General features: G+C 59.0%; 12 protein-coding genes. 2 read left to right on the forward strand and 10 right to left on the reverse strand.

Going from position 1 to position 13217, the window contains the following annotated elements; all coding sequences use genetic code 11:
• Window positions 1–68: 68 nt before the first annotated feature.
• The 6 genes from BJF91_RS02840 to BJF91_RS02865 form a co-directional block, all read right to left on the reverse strand.
• Window positions 69–377, reverse strand: a complete 309-nt coding sequence (locus BJF91_RS02840) for a hypothetical protein (protein ID WP_075612967.1) — start codon at window positions 375–377, stop codon at window positions 69–71.
• Window positions 378–689: 312 nt separating this feature from the next.
• Window positions 690–1256 (reverse strand): nucleoside 2-deoxyribosyltransferase, encoded by a 567-nt coding sequence (locus BJF91_RS02845; RefSeq protein WP_075612968.1) that lies wholly within the window; start codon window positions 1254–1256, stop codon window positions 690–692.
• Between the two features lie 192 nt (window positions 1257–1448).
• Window positions 1449–2549, reverse strand: a complete 1101-nt coding sequence (gene ribB / locus BJF91_RS02850; protein WP_075612969.1) for a 3,4-dihydroxy-2-butanone-4-phosphate synthase — start codon at window positions 2547–2549, stop codon at window positions 1449–1451.
• A 16-nt stretch (window positions 2550–2565) separates the two neighbouring features.
• On the reverse strand, window positions 2566–3666 hold the full coding sequence (aroC, locus tag BJF91_RS02855) for a chorismate synthase (RefSeq protein WP_075612970.1): 1101 nt from the start codon (window positions 3664–3666) through the stop codon (window positions 2566–2568).
• Between the two features lie 207 nt (window positions 3667–3873).
• Window positions 3874–4386 (reverse strand): hypothetical protein, encoded by a 513-nt coding sequence (locus tag BJF91_RS02860; protein WP_075612971.1) that lies wholly within the window; start codon window positions 4384–4386, stop codon window positions 3874–3876.
• A gap of 302 nt (window positions 4387–4688) precedes the next feature.
• Entirely contained in the window at window positions 4689–7790 is a 3102-nt protein-coding gene (locus BJF91_RS02865) for a putative bifunctional diguanylate cyclase/phosphodiesterase (protein ID WP_075612972.1), read from the reverse strand.
• A gap of 484 nt (window positions 7791–8274) precedes the next feature.
• Here BJF91_RS02865 and BJF91_RS02870 point away from each other — a divergent pair, with 484 nt between their 5' ends.
• Window positions 8275–8535: a DUF1344 domain-containing protein gene (locus tag BJF91_RS02870; RefSeq protein WP_075612973.1), complete on the forward strand. Its 261-nt coding sequence runs from the start codon at window positions 8275–8277 to the stop codon at window positions 8533–8535.
• Window positions 8536–8631: 96 nt separating this feature from the next.
• On the opposite strand, the gene BJF91_RS02875 is transcribed toward BJF91_RS02870, so the two are convergent.
• The 4 genes from BJF91_RS02875 to BJF91_RS02890 form a co-directional block, all read right to left on the reverse strand.
• Complete coding sequence (locus BJF91_RS02875; protein WP_075612974.1) at window positions 8632–9222, reverse strand: histidine phosphatase family protein; 591 nt, start codon at window positions 9220–9222, stop codon at window positions 8632–8634.
• A gap of 26 nt (window positions 9223–9248) precedes the next feature.
• Complete coding sequence (gene fabI, locus BJF91_RS02880; protein ID WP_075612975.1) at window positions 9249–10067, reverse strand: enoyl-ACP reductase FabI; 819 nt, start codon at window positions 10065–10067, stop codon at window positions 9249–9251.
• Between the two features lie 290 nt (window positions 10068–10357).
• The gene (locus BJF91_RS02885) at window positions 10358–11647 is read right to left on the reverse strand and encodes a DnaJ C-terminal domain-containing protein (protein ID WP_075612976.1); all 1290 of its coding nucleotides are present in this window, start codon (window positions 11645–11647) and stop codon (window positions 10358–10360) included.
• Window positions 11648–12061: 414 nt separating this feature from the next.
• Window positions 12062–12526 (reverse strand): RT0821/Lpp0805 family surface protein, encoded by a 465-nt coding sequence (locus BJF91_RS02890; protein ID WP_267890134.1) that lies wholly within the window; start codon window positions 12524–12526, stop codon window positions 12062–12064.
• Window positions 12527–12588: 62 nt separating this feature from the next.
• Between BJF91_RS02890 and pdxH the strand changes: the two genes are divergently transcribed.
• Complete coding sequence (pdxH, locus tag BJF91_RS02895; protein WP_075612977.1) at window positions 12589–13209, forward strand: pyridoxamine 5'-phosphate oxidase; 621 nt, start codon at window positions 12589–12591, stop codon at window positions 13207–13209.
• Window positions 13210–13217 lie beyond the last annotated feature (8 nt).

Consider the following 13217-nt stretch of genomic DNA (forward strand, 5'->3'; position numbering starts at 1 on the left):
GACCAGAAACGCAAAAAGGGGCGTGCCGCCACACGCCCCTCTTTCGCGTAGTCACAGGCTGGCTGTGGCTACTCCTCGTCCGTATCCATATATTCCATGTAGCGTGCCTCGACCTGCTGGGTCGGAGATGCTGCCTGGGCCTCGTCCACTGATGTGGAGGAGGGGCTAGTCTTCAGGGCCGCGGTCTTTTTGGTGGAATCCAGGCTCCAGAGCGCATTGGCCAGGGAGGCGGACAATAGCGTGCTGGTAGAATTTCCTCCGGCAGAGCGCGAACGGGGCGTGGTCGCAGGCTCTACGGCAACGTCCTCGACACTTGAGGTGCCGTAGACATACCGGTTCTGATACTGTGAATTGCCAAGGCTGCTGTCGATCCTCATCGCAGGCCCTTTCTGTTCGCTTCGTTAAGGTATTTTTAACCATTGAAGCTTGCGCGAGGCTTGCGTGTTTTTAAGGTCTGGCGAGCAATAGTGGGGTGGGTGGCCGAAATCTCTAGATGTAGTTTTATCAATTATTTCTACTGAAGAATAAGTGAATTTTTCGGGAGGGTCAGTAGTTTGCGGTGCAAAATGACAAAGCACAAAGGTTACTGGACGTCTAAACAAAGAAAATCCATGGCCCGTGAGAAGGCAGACCTTGGTTGACAGCTCAGCCGGCACCAGGACTCGCCTCTTTTTTAAATGATCGTCGTATCAAGCTTTGCTGGCCAAAGCCTTCAGGCACTGTTCGAAGGCGGTGAGATCGGAATAAAGCCGGTCTGCTGGTGCCCTATGGGCAAAAATCGGCCCGCCGCGCCGTTCGACGCCGCCATGCAGCATCAGGTTCTCGATCATGTCGAAGTCCTCGAGCGACAATCCATCCGGTCCGCGCTTGCGCCCGTCCTCGCCTTCCGTCACCTGGCCCTGATAGAAGTCGGATGTGCGGGCGAAGTGATTGTCGACGATATTGGTATAGGCGGCGACCAGCTTGCCCTGGGCGCACATATAGCCAAGCTCGAAGGCGGTGCCGGGATCGGCGGCAATGCCGCGAAATGGGGTGAGATTGGCAATCACGCCATCCGCCCGGTTCATCATGTCCTCGTCGACGCCGCTGATTTTCAGCCCGAATTCATGCAGGGTCGGGGCCGGCTCGATGGAGATGTCACCCGGGCAGATCGGCTCGAACCCATAGGCACGGGTCATCTCGGCCTTGGTGTCCAGCACCTCGCGGGCGTCGGGCAGAAACACTTCGGGACCGGCAAGATAGAGTTTCAGCGGCATGATGGGCTCCGGGCAAGAAAAAGGGCCGCAGGCTTTATACCAACGGCCCTAACTCTTACCTGTCACCAAAATGGTGTGAAACGGTAGCCGGTTTCTGCGTCTATCCAAAGGATTGAGCGCTTAGAAGCCTCAGTTCTTTGTTTCTACGCATTCCCCGAGGCAAAACCGTTTCCCACTTTTCGTGAAAATGCTCTAAACGATCTCTGTCTGCGAAATCTTGATCCCAAAACCTTCGAGCCCGACATAGTGGCGCTCGCGCGAGGCCAGCAGGCGGATCGAGGTGACGCCGAGGTCCTTCAGGATCTGGGCACCCAGGCCGATTTCCAGCCATTCGCTGTCGCGGGCCTGTGCTTCCTGATGGGCTTCGCGGTCTTGTTTGCCGGCGCGTGCCGTGGTGGAGGCTCCGACCCCAACAGATCCCTCGCGCAGATAGACGATCACGCCGCGGCCCTTTTCGGAGATCCGCTTCATCAGCGTGTCGATGTGGCGCGCGCCGCCGAAGACGTCAGATCCGACATTTTCCAGATGCAGGCGCACCGGGATATCGACGCCGTCGCGGATATCGCCGAAGACCACGGCGAGATGCTGCATCGGGTCCCAGGGCAGGGAATAGGCATGCGCCTTGGCCGGGCCGTAGGGGGTCTGAATGTCGAAAGTCGACATCGACTGGATCAGCGTTTCCTTGCGCTGGCGGTAAGCGATCAGGTCGGCTACCGAAATCTGCTTGAGATTGTGCTGCTGCGCAAAGGTCGCGACCTGCGGGCCGCGCATGACGGTGCCGTCGTCATTGACCATTTCTGAGATCACGCCAATGGGCGGTAGATTGGCCAGGCGGCAGAGATCGACCGCGGCTTCCGTATGGCCCGAGCGCATCAGGACACCGCCTTCGCGCGCGACCAGCGGGAAGATGTGGCCGGGACGGACGAAATCGGCAGCGCCGACATTTGGGTTGGCGAGATTGCGCACTGTCAGATTGCGGTCGTCGGACGAAATGCCGGTCGTGGTGCCATGCTTGAAATCGACGCTGACGGTGAAGGCCGTCGTATGAGCGCTGTCGTTTTCGGCAACCATGGCCGAGAGATTGAGGCGCTTGGCCTCTTCCTTCGGCATGGGCGCGCAGACGATGCCCGAGGTGTGGCGGATGATGAAGGCCATCTTTTCCGGCGTGCAGTGCACGGCGGCAACGATCAGGTCGCCTTCGTTCTCGCGGTCGTCGTCATCGGTGACGATGACGATTTCGCCGGCCTCGAAAGCCCTGATGGCGTCAACGACGCGGCTCTGGTCATAGGTCATGATAAAATCCCTTACTTCAACGTTCCCTCTGGCGTCCGGTCTGGCCCCGGTCGCGCAGATAGTGATCGGCCAGCGCGCAGGCCAGCATGGCTTCGCCAACAGGCACGGCGCGAATGCCGACGCAGGGGTCGTGACGGCCCTTGGTGCGGATATCGACATTGCGGCCTTCGGCGTCGATTGACTGACGCTCGGTCAGGATCGACGATGTCGGCTTGATGGCAAAGCGCGCCACGATCGGCTCGCCAGTGGAAATGCCACCGAGAATGCCGCCGGCATGGTTGGAGAGAAACAGCGGCTTGCCGTCATTGCCCATCCGCATCTGGTCGGCATTTTCCTCGCCGGTGATTTCGGCAGCGCCGAAACCATTGCCGATTTCCACGCCCTTGACGGCATTGATCGACATCAGCAGCGAGGCGATGTCCTGGTCGAGCTTGGCATAGATGGGAGCGCCGAGCCCGGCAGGCACGCCTTCGGCGACCACTTCCACCACGGCGCCGACCGATGAACCGGCCTTGCGGATGCCGTCGAGATACTCTTCCCAGACAGGCACGATCTTCGGGTCGGGCGCAAAGAACGGATTGTTGCCGACCTCGGCCCAGTCCCAATTGTTGCGGTCGATCTTGTGGGTGCCGATCTGCACCAGCGCGCCACGAATGGTCACGCCGGGCATGACGAGCCGGGCAATGCCGCCGGCCGCAACCCGGGCCGCCGTCTCGCGTGCCGAGGAGCGCCCGCCGCCGCGATAGTCGCGAATGCCGTATTTGACGTCATAGGTATAATCGGCATGACCGGGCCGGTATTGATGGGCGATTTCGCCGTAATCCTTCGAGCGCTGGTCGGTGTTTTCGATCATCAGCGAAATCGGCGTGCCTGTGGTGATCATCGACCCGTCCTCCTGCGGCATGACGCCGGAGAGAACCTTGACCAGATCGTCCTCGCGGCGCTGGGTGACGAAGCGGGACTGGCCCGGCTTGCGCTTGTCGAGCCACACCTGGATGTCCTCGAGGGTAAAGCGCAGCCCGGGCGGGCAGCCATCCACCACAGCGCCAAGCGCCGGCCCATGGCTTTCGCCCCAGGTGGTGACGCGGAAAAGGTGACCGAAACTGTTATGCGACATAGGCTGAAACCGGTTTGCTTGCGCGCGGGGCAACCCCGCCTTTCAGGCCCACTCTTAGTGGAAAAGCCTTGGAGCTGAAAAGCCTTTCTTTGCGGCAAGGCGGCGAAATCGGGAAAAGCTTTGCTGAGAGGCGGCCGGCGCATGTTTCGTTGTTTTGCACTGCTGAGGCGGGAGAAGTCCCCGGCGGCAAAGTTGATGTCGCCGCCGTTATAAGGTCAGACAGACGATAGCGAGGATAAAAGCGAGAATGGCGACGCCATAGAGCCAGAGATGACGGCCGCCGAAGACGTGTACGGTCATGATGATCAGAGCGAAACCGATCGTTAAAATCATCAACTGACCCTTAAAAAGCTCGAGGAAATGTGACCAGTGAAACGCCCCTTGTTCACTGCTCATTTCAACCCGAAGGGCACTGGAGAGACATAGGCAGAGCACTCCGGTCACAAGCGCAATGATAGGTCCTTTGATGGCGGGACGACTGCCCGTTTGCGGTTGCTTGACCAAAAGGTATATCTGCACGGCATAGAAGCTCACGAAGGGCGTGAGCAGTGCAGCAAGCACCAGCAGAGTCCGTTTCAATGGAGGGAGGGCTTCAAGTTCGAGCGATAGTGACAGCCGGGCGATCCAGACGGCATGAGAGATCAGGCCGATGACGCCGACCGTCAGCAGGATCATCAGCACCAGAAGTACCTGGGCAAGGGCATTGCTGTTCACATACATTGTTCTCTACCTGATCCAGGTGAACGTCCATGCAGGTTGGCGTGCGGCAAAGTCCGATTGCCTGGCTCTTCAAAAGCTCGGATACAGCAGCGACCTTGCGTCGCGACATGCGCGACCCCTTACAGCCGTGCCGCCGTGACCGCAGACATAAGCCTATAATGTCTCACCGCTCAATGGAACCGGCATCACTTTTTTCGATGAGCCTCTACAAGGGATCATCCTGAAAGCCAGATAGGATTATACCTCGGATTGAGTTGTTACCGTGTGTGTTGCGCGGTTTTTAAGACGTGCGCGCTGTGGCGTTACCCCGCCATCTGCTGCCGGCGATCGAGGGCGAAGCGGCTGAATTCGTCGAAGGGCAGGGGCTTGGCGAAGGCATAGCCCTGCAGCAGGTCACAGCCGAGATCGCGCAGGATTTGGGCATGGGCGGCACTTTCCACACCTTCGGCGACGGTGGCGACACCAAGCGAGCGGGCGATGTCGATGATCGAGCGCACCATGGCCCGTTCCCGATTGGATTCGAGAATGGGCATGACCAGCTGCCGGTCGATCTTCAGTCGCTTGGGCTGCAATTTCAAGAGGCTTATGATCGACGTATGACCGGTGCCGAAATCGTCGATTTCGATCTCGATGCCGAGCGCCTTGATACGTTCGATATTGCTGGTGGCAATTTCCTCGCTTTCGTCGAGGAAGATCGATTCGACCAGCTCGAACGAGATTTCGCCGGGCGAAATACTGAGGCTTTCCAGCGTGTTGATCAAACCCGTATCATGCAGCCGGCGCGAGGATACATTGACCGAGATCTTCGGGATCTTGAGGCCGATCGCCGCCCAGCGCATCTTGTCCTTCAGCGCCTGTTCCAGGACGATCTGGTCGATCCGCGCCATGACGTTGAGATCTTCGGCCACTTTCAGGAAGCTGTTGGAGGGCAAGACGCCGTGAACCGGATGCTGCCAGCGCACCAGCGCCTCTGCGCCAACAAGCTCCATGCTATTGGCACAGAACTGCGGCTGATACCAGGCGGTGATCTCGTCGTTGTCGAGTGCGTTGAGCAATTCGTCGGCGGTGCGTTTGGATCTGAGGATATTGGCCTGCAGTTTGTCGGTAAAGAATTCGAAACAGTTGCGGCCCTGGCGCTTTGCCTCGTAGAGCGCCAGGTCGGCATTGATCAGCAGCTTGCGCGCATCGGTGCCGGTTTCGCGCGCTTTGGCAATGCCGATCGAAACGCCACAGCGGCAGACCGTGCCCTCGAACGCGACGGGAACATTGACATCGCGGATGATCGCATCGGCCAGCGCGGCGATCGTACCCGTGTCGGCGTAATCGCGCAGCAGCACGACGAACTCGTCTCCACCGATCCGCGCCACGAGATCGTCGATCCCGACACGGCGTTTCAGCACCCGCGCGACATGCTCCAGCATGGCATCGCCTGCCGCGTGGCCGAGCGTATCGTTGATCTCCTTGAAACGGTCGAGGTCGAGATGCAGTATGGTGAAAAGCGGCCGGCTGGTTTGCGCCAGTACGGTCAATCCATCCAGCGCCACATCCAGCTGGCGCCGGTTGGCAAGGCCGGTCAACGGGTCGTGCAGGGCGTTGAACTCGACGCGGTTCTTGGTCAATTCCAACTCGATATTGCGTGCTTCGGCCTCGGCTTTCGCCTTGCGCAATTCCTCGGTCATCAACACATCGGCCGTTACGTCGAAGCTGACACCGACCAGTTTCTTCTGCCCGGACCGGTCGCTATGAACCTGGCCGACAGAGCGCACCCAGCGGAAGGTGCCATTTTCCAGCAGAACCCTGACGGTGACGTTCAGCCGGGTTTGCTGCTCGATTGCCTCCCGGGATGCGGCGATGACAAGAGCGCGATCGTCGTCGTGAACGTGGCTCATCAACTTCAAGCCAGCTTCGCCTTCGCTTAGATCATGCACGTTGTAGAGCTGGCGCATGCGCTCATCCCAAATCGTCCTGCCAGTGACGAAATCATGCTCCCAAATGCCGCATCCATAGGAATCGAGTGCCAGTTCAAACCGGTAGGACAGGCTTTCCAGCTGCTGTTCGCGGGTCGAAAGTTCGTCCAGCGCCAGTTCCAGTTCGGCATTCTTGATGTCGGAACTTTCCTTGGCGGCACGCAGATCGTCCCGCATGGCGATGTCAGCGGTGATGTTCCAGACCAGGCCGATCACGGGGCTTCCCGGCAATGGCTGGGCCTCGTCGCCTTCGTTTGCCGCTCCATCCAGCCTGCTGCCGACCGAGCGTACGTGACGTACCGCGCCGCCTTCGATCATCACCCGATAATCATGGCTGTGCTCGCCCTGCCGGCATGCGTCGATATGTGCGACAACACTGGCTCGGTCATCAGGATGGATAGACGCCAGCCAATCCTCGACGGACTGGTCAAGGGTGTCTCGCTGGTATGATCCGTGCAACCGTGCTGCGCGTCCGTCCAGCTTGATCCTGTCGTCGCTGTCTTCCAGCTCCCACATGCCGATCTTGGAATTGTCCATTGCCAGTTGGAAACGCCGCGTCAGCGCCTGATATTTGTCCTCGCTCGCCCGCAATTGCCGCAGCCGCCGTGCCCGTGACAGGACCAGCACTGCCATGCCGGCAAGCGGCGCCGCAAAAGCCAGATCGGCAGCCACGAGAGCCAGGACGAAACTGCCGAAATCCGGCGGCAATTGCCGCCAACCCGCCTTCGGATGGCCGAAAATTTGCAGCGAGCCGGAATCGAATGCAAGCGTCGATATTTCCGGCCCGTAACGGATGACGCCGGGATTGCCGAAGATCGGATAGCTGCCGGTTGCGGTCTTGGCGGTGACGAAGAAATCGGTGGTAGAACCCGCCGCCTTCGGAAGGTTCAGACTGTCGGAGAGGGCCGACTCGATGAATTTGCCGGTGTCGAGCACGGCATGAACCTGGATCGGCTCCGGTCCGGCCGCATCATGAACTTCCAGGTCCAGCTGTAAATGGCCGTTATCGAGCAATTTTACCTGGGTTTCGCCATCGAGATCGATGGACATGCCGCTTGAGGCTGAAAGTCCCTGCGGCGTCCAGACCTGTTCGACGGCAGCACCGCGCGCCAAGGCAATGGATTTGAATTCCGGCTTTTCCTGCAGAATGCCGCGGATCAGCCCTTCCGTCTGGGCCGAGGCAAGCGCGTTGGGCATTGGCCTCAGTGCATCGGCCAGATGGCGCAATGTCTGGAAATCCTCCTGGGTTCTGTGGGCCATCAACACCCGCAGTTCCTGCAGATCCGCCCGCACCTCCTGGCGCAGCGCAACGCGGTGGTTGGCGAAATTGAGATAGCCGATATAGGCAAACAGGCAGGTCAAAAACACGAAGGCCAGGCTCAAAAGAGTGACAAGCCATCGATGCGGTCGGCCCGCTTGGCCGGTTGCGTGTCCCATCACGTCCAATGTCATCTGTTTCAGCACGTTTACCCGTCCCCGCCAAAATCCCCATCGCGATCATCAGCCGCCAGTCGCCCCAATGATGGAGCGAGGTTGCCGGACGAACGCGATAATGGGGCCACGTGCTCCGACAACCGCCCAATCCGGCGTCTTTTTGCCGGAGCCGGATGCAATACCCCGAGCCCAAGTTATTCTTGTGCATATTAATTTAGCATTTATGCACTTCGTGGCGGTCCCGTTTTCGGTCGATATCGTCAACAAAGGATGACGAAGGGATCTAACCTGCCGTTTAACGGGGATGACCCACTTAAGGCTGGGAAGAGAGGGCCGATTCTGCCTCGGTGCGTCTTGATCGGCGGGGGGAAACCGGCCAACATCGACGTTATCGATGGAAATGAGGTGTGCGGGGAAAATTCCGCCACATTCGGAGGCTTACTTGCAGACAGGTGTCGATTCTGGAACGAGAATGAGGGTAGGAATCATGGGTTTCCTGATCGCAATGCTGATGACGGCAATCAGCCTGTTTGCGCCGATCAATGCCTTTGCCCAGAGCGACGACGTCGAGTCGACCATCAAGGCCGTCAGCACGGAAAAGCTGACCGTGACGCTTGACGATGGTAAAACCTACTCGGTTCCCGCCGAGTTCAACTTCGATGGTTTGACCCCGGGCGTAAAGGTCGTCGTTTATTACACGGTTGTCGATGGCAAGCGGGTGGTGGACGATCTACAGGTCGTCAACTAGACGGTTCTGGCAAGATTGCTTCGCGGCTGTGCTGCCTGAACGCTTCGCCACAGCAAAAACGCGCGGATCTGTGTTTCATATCATGATGGGAAAGGCTTACAGCCACGTCAGTTGATTGTTCTCGACATCGACGAGCAGAATGCGGTCTTGCGGAACGCCCATGGTTGCAGCCTCCTCTACGTCGACATTGCCGACCAGACGAAACAGGCTGCGAATGATGCCGCCATGGGTGACGGCAACGGTCGGCCGATTGACCGAAGCAAGCCAGGCGCCAGTGCGCCAGGACAAAATCTCGTAGCTTTCTGCATTTTGCCCGGGAGCGATGAAATCCCACTTGCCCCTGGAGCGTTGCTTGACCCGGTCGGGAAACAGTTGTTTCAACTCCGCGGTGGTATGACCTTCCCAGTCGCCGAAACAGATTTCCTTCAGCCGATCGTCGGTCCGGTAAGCCTCGGGATCGAGACCCATTTCTGTGCGCACCCGCTGCATGGTTTCGCGGGTCCGCCCAAGCGGGGAGGCGACAAAGTCGAAGCTGGAAACGGTATCCCCGAGCACATGGGCAAGCGTTTCGCCATTGCGCATCGCCTGGCCACGGCCAGTTGCGTTCAGGGGAATGTCAGTCTGGCCCTGGAAGCGGCCTTCGGCATTCCAGTCCGTCTGCCCGTGACGAATGACGTATAACACCACGGCAGACGAACCCTCCTGAATGCGATTTAGTCCTTGACCACCGAAATATCGGGGGCGTCGACGGACTTCATGCCGACGGTGTGATAACCGCAATCGACATGATGAACTTCGCCGGTGACGCCGCTGGACAGGTCCGACAGCAGATAGAGGCCGGATGTGCCGACTTCACCGATCGATACGTTGCGCTTCAGCGGCGAGTTATACTCGTTCCACTTCAGGATATAGCGGAAATCGCCGATGCCGGAGGCGGCCAGCGTCTTGACCGGACCGGCCGAGATGGCATTGACGCGGATGCCGCGCTTGCCCATGTCGACGGCGAGGTAACGAACGCTCGCTTCGAGCGCTGCCTTGGCCACGCCCATGACGTTGTAATTCGGCATGACCTTTTCAGCGCCGTAATAGGTCAGGGTCAGCAGCGATCCGCCGTCGTTCAGGATGGCTTCCGCGCGCTTGGCGATCGCAGTGAACGAGTAGACCGAGATATCCATGGTCCGGGCGAAATTTTCGCGGGTGGTGTCGAGATAGCGGCCGGTCAGCTCATCCTTGTCCGAGAAGGCGATGGCATGCACGACGAAGTCGATCTTGCCCCACTTGTCCTCGACATTCTTGAAAACGGCGTCGACGCTGTCGAGATCGGTGACGTCGCAATCGCCAGCCAAAAAGCCGTCGAGTTCCTGCACCAGCGGTTCGACCCGCTTCTTCAACGCGTCACCCTGCCATGTCAGCGCGATTTCGGCCCCGGCATCCCGGCAGGCCTTCGCAATACCCCATGCGATCGAACGATTGTTGGCAACACCCATGATGATGCCACGTTTGCCTGCCATGAGGCCCGAAATATGAGCCATTATTTGCTCCCTGAGACTTAACTTGAACCTGCCTATCGCATAGGCCGATGCGCGGTTCAAGCTGTGCCCCACCTGTCTTGGTGGGTGCAGGGCAACAAATACTGTTAGGAACCGTAACAAAGGGTGTGGCTATCGCCGTGTGATTGCTGGAGAAATTGGCTTTCCCCGTCAATTTTCCGGGGGGCGAAATCCTCAGGCCTTTCGGTTCACTTCCGACATTGACCGGTCTTGCTGCGTCGCGCCAGCATGTCAGCGTCCTGGCAAGCCTGCCTCTGTCAGTGCTTCAAGCGCTACAGGAAAAGCCCGTGCTTCATGACTTTCATCAGATCGGTGACCTTTTCGTCTGGTTTTTCCCAGAGCACGACGCGAATTTCCACCACAAGCGCGCCGCACTCGTCTGGCCCGCTCGGCAGGCCTTCGCCCTCGATTCGGATGCTCTGGTCCGAGCCGGTCCAGGCTGGGACCGTGAAGGTCAGCGGCCCGCGCGGCCCCTCGATCGTGGTTTCGCAGCCGAGCACGGCATCTTCCAGCTTGACCGGCGCCACACAATGAATGTCGTAGCCGTCCACGCTGAATGTGGGGCTTTTCAAAACGCGCAGCGTTACCAGCACATCGCCGGTCTGCATGTTCGGCACTTTCAGCCCCTTGCCGGATAGCCGGGCAATGCTGCCATCGGTATGGCCCGGTTCCAGCCACACGCGCACTTCGCGTCCGTCGCTGAGCTGCACCGTAATGATATTTTGCTGCAAAAGGTCATCGATGGCGATGGTGGCTTCCACCATGATGTCGGGCGCCTTCTCCAGGACAGGCGCCGGCTTGCGGATGCGTCGCACCAGCGAACTGATCAGACCGAGAACCGGAATGGCAAAGCCCCGAGAGCGATTGCCTTCATCTGCATGCTCTTCCTCGCGCCGCGCCTCCTGGGCGGCAAAAATCTTGGCGGCCGCGTCTTCGGCCGCGTCAGGACCAGCCGGCTGAGCTTGAGGTTGGCTCTGCGGCTGACTTTGGTTTTGAGTCTGAGCTTGGCTTTGGGCCTGACCGCTGCTCTCGGGCGCAGTCTTGGTCTGATCCGGTCTGGCGGAAGGAGACGTGGAAGCCGAAGCCGGCCTTGTGCTCGCCTGCGCCTTGGTTGCGTCCGCAGAGGCGTCAGCGGCCTGGGCTTCGGCCGATTTGGCCCGCGCGCGCGCCGCCTCCACCTTGGTGTTCAGCACTTCCGCAGCTTTTTCCGCCTTGGCCTTTTCCGCTTCGATCCGGGCTAGTTCAGCCATGACCCGCTCGGCATTCGCTTTGGCCTGGCGGGCGCGTTCGGCGGCGGCACGGGCTTCTTCGCGCTGCTGCATAATCGTCTGTTCGCGTTTCATGGCGTCCATTTTCGAGCGTTGCTGGTCATAGCGGCTGCGCTTGCTGGGATCCTTCAGCAGGTCATAGGCCTGACCGATCTCGGCAAACCTCTGAGTCGCGGTCGGGTCCTCCCGGTTCTGGTCGGGATGGGAGGACTTCGCCTTGGCGCGCCAGGCTGCCTTGATTTCTTCGGCGCCGGCATCGCGCTGGACGCCGAGAATGGAGTAGGGATCACGCATTTTACCACCAACCAAATACAAAAGCGGTTCAACAGAGATCTGTCCGGGAAACGGATATGCGGCCAAAACGGTTCGCGAACTGCCGTAACACTTCCAATCTGATGCAGATCATTCAAGGCAAAAGAGGGCTGCCTGAGAATCTCCGCAGAAAGGTGAATCATTCACAAACATCAGCGGCAAGAATTGTTGCTATCCAAACTGCCGTGGGACATCGCTATATTAAGAACGAGATGCTAACCAGAGGTTACCCCTTACAAGCAATTCAAGAAATGTACGATTTTAGTACACAGCCTGCGCCTACGGCTTAGCCCTGAAATTCCAGTCGATTATGGAATTACGCCGTTAGGCGCTGTGCCGCCAGGACACTAGCCGTGCCGTTGCGCTCTATCTTGAGCAACATGCGGAGGTGGATTGTCAGCTCTGCTGGTCGAAATTCACCAGCTGCCACTGGCCGTCGCCGGCCAGGCAGGTGCGGCCGTAGAACTTGGCCACTCCGTCATAGGCATGGCGGCTTGTGGTGAAGATGCGGCAGACGGTGCCGTTGCTGCGGTCTTCAGATATCGAGCTGATCACGCCGGCGCTTCCGGTGGAGGTATTGGCCCAGGGAATGGGGCTTTGGCCGACTTTCTGCAGATCGGCGGAGGATACCGCATTGCGCACCGTATCCTGGTCGGAGCGCTTTTCAGGCTCCGTCTGAATGGTACCTGTGGAAATCGACCGATCCACCTTCGGCGACTGGCCGCTGAAGTCCATGACACCACCAACGCAGCCGGTGAGCATGAAGCCGGGCATGAGACAAAGCGCCGCCATTGCGACAAAACGACCGCTGGCGCGCCCGCGTCCCTTTCTGCATCGATCCGGCTTTGCTATGTCTGTCAAGACCTGTCCTGTCCTTCAGGCGTCGGTTGAGACGCGCCAATATGCGGAGCATTTAACATAATATGTCGCAAAATGAGTTAACAACCGGTGACTTTACCGAAGAGCATGAACCCTTTGGCTTGTTCGAAACGTGGCTGAGCGAGGCAAAGGCGTCCGAGATCAACGATCCCAATGCTGTCGCATTGGCGACAGTCGACGAAAGTGGCATGCCGAACGTGCGTATGGTGCTGTTGAAGGATTTCGATCAAAACGGCTTCGTCTTCTATACGAACTTCGAGAGCCAGAAGGGTACGGAGATTCTCTCCCAAAAGAAAGCCGCCATGTGCTTCCATTGGAAATCCTTGCGCCGGCAGGTCAGGCTGCGCGGTGAAGTGGAGGTGGTATCCGACGCCGAAGCCGACGCCTATTACCAGACACGGCCGCTCGGCAGCCGCATCGGCGCCTGGGCCTCGAAACAGTCGCGGCCGCTGGAAAGCCGGTTTGCGCTTGAAAAAGCAGTGGCGGAATATACGGCGCGCTATGCGATCGGCACCATTCCGCGCCCGGACCACTGGTCCGGCTTCCGCATCAAGCCGCTGACCATCGAATTCTGGCGGGACGGCAAGTTCCGCCTGCATGACCGCATGGAGTTCCGCAGGAGCGCGGTCGGCGAAACCTGGTCCAAGGTACGCATGTATCCCTGATGTATAGC

The organism is Gillisella taibaishanensis, from assembly GCF_001938985.1.
Taxonomy (GTDB): domain Bacteria; phylum Pseudomonadota; class Alphaproteobacteria; order Rhizobiales; family Rhizobiaceae; genus Allorhizobium; species Allorhizobium taibaishanense.

Coding starts and splice junctions, on each gene's coding strand:
- BJF91_RS02840 (WP_075612967.1), bottom strand. CDS start 377: ATGAGGATCGACAGCAGCCTTGGCAATTCACAGTATCAGAACCGGTAT.
- fabI (WP_075612975.1), bottom strand. CDS start 10,067: ATGGCTCATATTTCGGGCCTCATGGCAGGCAAACGTGGCATCATCATG.
- BJF91_RS02860 (WP_075612971.1), bottom strand. CDS start 4,386: ATGTATGTGAACAGCAATGCCCTTGCCCAGGTACTTCTGGTGCTGATG.
- BJF91_RS02845 (WP_075612968.1), bottom strand. CDS start 1,256: ATGCCGCTGAAACTCTATCTTGCCGGTCCCGAAGTGTTTCTGCCCGAC.
- BJF91_RS02865 (WP_075612972.1), bottom strand. CDS start 7,790: ATGGGACACGCAACCGGCCAAGCGGGCCGACCGCATCGATGGCTTGTC.
- BJF91_RS02870 (WP_075612973.1), top strand. CDS start 8,275: ATGGGTTTCCTGATCGCAATGCTGATGACGGCAATCAGCCTGTTTGCG.
- pdxH (WP_075612977.1), top strand. CDS start 12,589: ATGTCGCAAAATGAGTTAACAACCGGTGACTTTACCGAAGAGCATGAA.
- aroC (WP_075612970.1), bottom strand. CDS start 3,666: ATGTCGCATAACAGTTTCGGTCACCTTTTCCGCGTCACCACCTGGGGC.
- ribB (WP_075612969.1), bottom strand. CDS start 2,549: ATGACCTATGACCAGAGCCGCGTCGTTGACGCCATCAGGGCTTTCGAG.
- BJF91_RS02885 (WP_075612976.1), bottom strand. CDS start 11,647: ATGCGTGATCCCTACTCCATTCTCGGCGTCCAGCGCGATGCCGGCGCC.